3 protein-coding genes are annotated in these 2,944 nt (G+C 55.9%); all 3 read left to right on the top strand.

Annotation, left to right across the window (positions count from 1 at the left end; translation table 11 throughout):
• On the top strand, positions 1 to 1,259 hold a 1,259-nt coding region (locus BG74_RS17845), incomplete at its 5' end, for a class I tRNA ligase family protein (RefSeq protein WP_244267425.1).
• A gap of 14 nt (positions 1,260 to 1,273) precedes the next feature.
• Complete coding sequence (gene lptE / locus BG74_RS07570) at positions 1,274 to 1,852, top strand: LPS assembly lipoprotein LptE (RefSeq protein ID WP_066597606.1); 579 nt, start codon at positions 1,274 to 1,276, stop codon at positions 1,850 to 1,852.
• A 34-nt stretch (positions 1,853 to 1,886) separates the two neighbouring features.
• Complete coding sequence (gene holA / locus BG74_RS07565; protein WP_066597605.1) at positions 1,887 to 2,918, top strand: DNA polymerase III subunit delta; 1,032 nt, start codon at positions 1,887 to 1,889, stop codon at positions 2,916 to 2,918.
• Positions 2,919 to 2,944: the final 26 nt, after the last annotated feature.

Below are 2,944 nucleotides of genomic sequence, written 5' to 3'. Positions count from 1 at the left end.
TAGTGCCAACGCCGGAAGACCAATTGCCGGTTGTGCTGCCAGAAGACGTGGTGATGAACGGTATTACTAGTCCGCTGAAGGTCGATCCCGAGTGGGCCAAAACCACATACCGCGGCCAGCCCGCGCTGCGTGAAACCGATACCTTCGATACCTTCATGGAATCCTCCTGGTATTACGCGCGCTATACCTGCCCAGATTATGATCGCGGCATGCTCAATCCCGCCACCGCCAACTATTGGTTGCCTGTGGATCAGTACATTGGCGGTATCGAACACGCCATTATGCACCTGATGTATTTCCGTTTCTATCACAAGCTGCTTCGCGACGCCGGCTTAGTCAACTCCGACGAGCCGGTCAAGCGCCTGATGTGTCAGGGTATGGTGCTAGCCGACACTTTCTACTACCTTAGGGACGACGGCGAACACATTTGGGTTTCGCCAGTGGAGGTCAACGTGGAGCGAGATGAGAAAGGTCGCATCGTCAGAGCGACCGATGCCACGGGCCGCACGCTGGTCTACGCCGGCATGAGCAAGATGTCGAAATCGAAAAACAACGGTATTGACCCGCAGGAGATGGTGGAGAAATACGGCGCCGATACCGTGCGCCTGTTTATGATGTTCGCCTCACCCGCAGAAATGACGCTTGAATGGCAGGAATCCGGCATGGAAGGCGCTAATCGGTTTTTGAAACGTGTGTGGAAACTAGCATATGAGCATACGCAGCTGGGCCCAGTAGATACGCTGGATATCTCAGCCTTGAACGACGAGCAAAAGACGCTGCGTCGCGAAGTGCATAAAACTATCGCCAAGGTCACTGACGATATCGGCCGCCGCCAGACGTTCAACACAGCCATTGCCGCCATTATGGAACTAATGAACAAGCTGGCGCGCGCGCCGCAGCAGACCGGGCAGGATCGCGCTCTGATGCAGGAAGCCCTGGTGGCGGTAGTGCGGATGCTTGATCCGTTCACTCCCCATGCCTGCTTCACGCTTTGGCGGGCGCTGGGCGGTGAAGGGGATATCGATAACGCCCCGTGGCCGATTGCCGACGACGGCGCTATGTTGGAAGATGCCAAGCTGGTGATAATTCAGGTCAACGGAAAGCTGCGCGGCAGAATTACCGTGCCTGCGGACGCGGACGAATCTTTGGTACGTGAGCGCGCCTCTCAGGAACATCTGGTGGCAAAACATCTGGAAGGGACTACGGTGCGCAAGGTGGTTTATGTACCGGGTAAACTGCTTAACTTAGTCGTGGGTTAACAAAAGGAGACGTTATGCGATATCGGACATTAGCACTGATACTGGGCTTGACGGCGATAGCTACAGCCGGCAGAAGTTATCACCTGGTCGGCACCACCGCCCAGGTGCCGACCGAAATAAAAACTATGACATTGAACAGTTATGATCCATATGGCCAGCTTACCCGCGCCTTACGCGCTGAGCTGCGTCTGAACGATGTGACGCTAATCGACGATGCCAAGGACAAAAACACGACGCTGCCATCACTTAGGATTATCAACTCGTCGGAAAGTCAGGTAACCGAGTCAGTATTCCAGGACGGCAAAACTGCTGAATATCAGATGACGCTGAGCGTACATGCTCAGGTGTTGATGCCTGGCAAAGATTATTACCCAATCGATGTGAAAGTTTATCGTTCGTTCTTTGATAACCCGCTCACGGCGCTGGCGAAAGATGCCGAAGAGGATATCATCCGTCAAGAATTATGCCAGCAGGCGGCGCAGCAGCTGGTGCGTAAACTGCTGACGGTACATGCTGCTGGGAAGGAGGATAATGCGCTGGACGAGAAATTGAAACAGCAGCAACCTTGGCAAACGACGCCACAGGCGTCCTGATGAACTTTCTCTCTGTGTCACGGAGGGCGGTGCCATGATCCGGCTTTATGCCGAGCAGTTGGGCGCGCAGTTACAAGAGTCACTGCGCCCCTGTTATTTGCTATTCGGCAACGATCCGCTGCTATTGCAAGAAAGCCAGGATTGTATTCACGATCGAGCCCAGGAGCAGCAGTTCGACGAACATTTCAGCATCACGCTAGACGCCAGCACCGACTGGGACGCGATCTTCAGCATGTGCCAGGAGCGCAGCCTGTTTGCCAGTCGCCAGACGTTGTTGCTTGTTCTGCCGGACGGTGGCATTCACGCCGCCATGGGGGAAAAATTGCTTCAGCTGGCGTCGCTGCTCCATGAGGATCTGCTGCTAATCCTGCACGGCAGAAAACTGACTCGCGCCTTGGCGAATACCTCCTGGTTCAAAGCGCTCAGCCCACGGGCGGTGCTGGTGAGCTGCGCCACGCCAGAGCAGGGGCAACTTCCGCGCTGGGTAGCGAGGCGTGCCAAAAACATGAAGCTGGCGCTGGATGACGCCGCCTGTCAGCTGCTGTGCTATTGCTACGAGGGCAATCTGCTGGCGCTAGCCCAGGCGCTCGAGCGGTTGTCGCTGATTTATCCCGGCGGTAGTCTGACGCTGCCGCGGGTAGACGCCGCGGTAAATGACGCGGCGCGTTTTACCCCATGTCACTGGGTCGACGCCGCGCTGGAAGGTAAAAGTAAACGCGCCGCGCACATTCTGCGTCAGCTGCAGCTGGAAGCCGCGGAGTCGGTGATTCTGCTGCGCAGTATTCAGCGCGAAGTTCTGCAGTTGCTGATGTTTAAACGGCAAATGGCCGTCATGCCGATGCGCACGCTATTCGACCACTACAAAGTCTGGCAAAATCGCCGTCCGCTGCTTACGAAGGCGTTAGAACGGCTTACCCTGCCGCAGTTGCGGGATGCGATAGCGCTGATGACCCGCATTGAATTGGCGCTAAAGCAGGATTATAGCTATCCCGTATGGTCTGATCTGAACGCGTTAGCGCTGCTATTGTGCGGCAAAACGCTGCCCGCGGCGATGCTTTATGGCTGACCTAACTCTTAGGGCCTTTTACGGCG

Origin of the sequence: Sodalis-like endosymbiont of Proechinophthirus fluctus (assembly GCF_001602625.1) — a bacterium.
Classification (GTDB): Bacteria; Pseudomonadota; Gammaproteobacteria; order Enterobacterales; family Enterobacteriaceae.
This window is presented reverse-complemented; position numbering and strand designations above follow the sequence as displayed.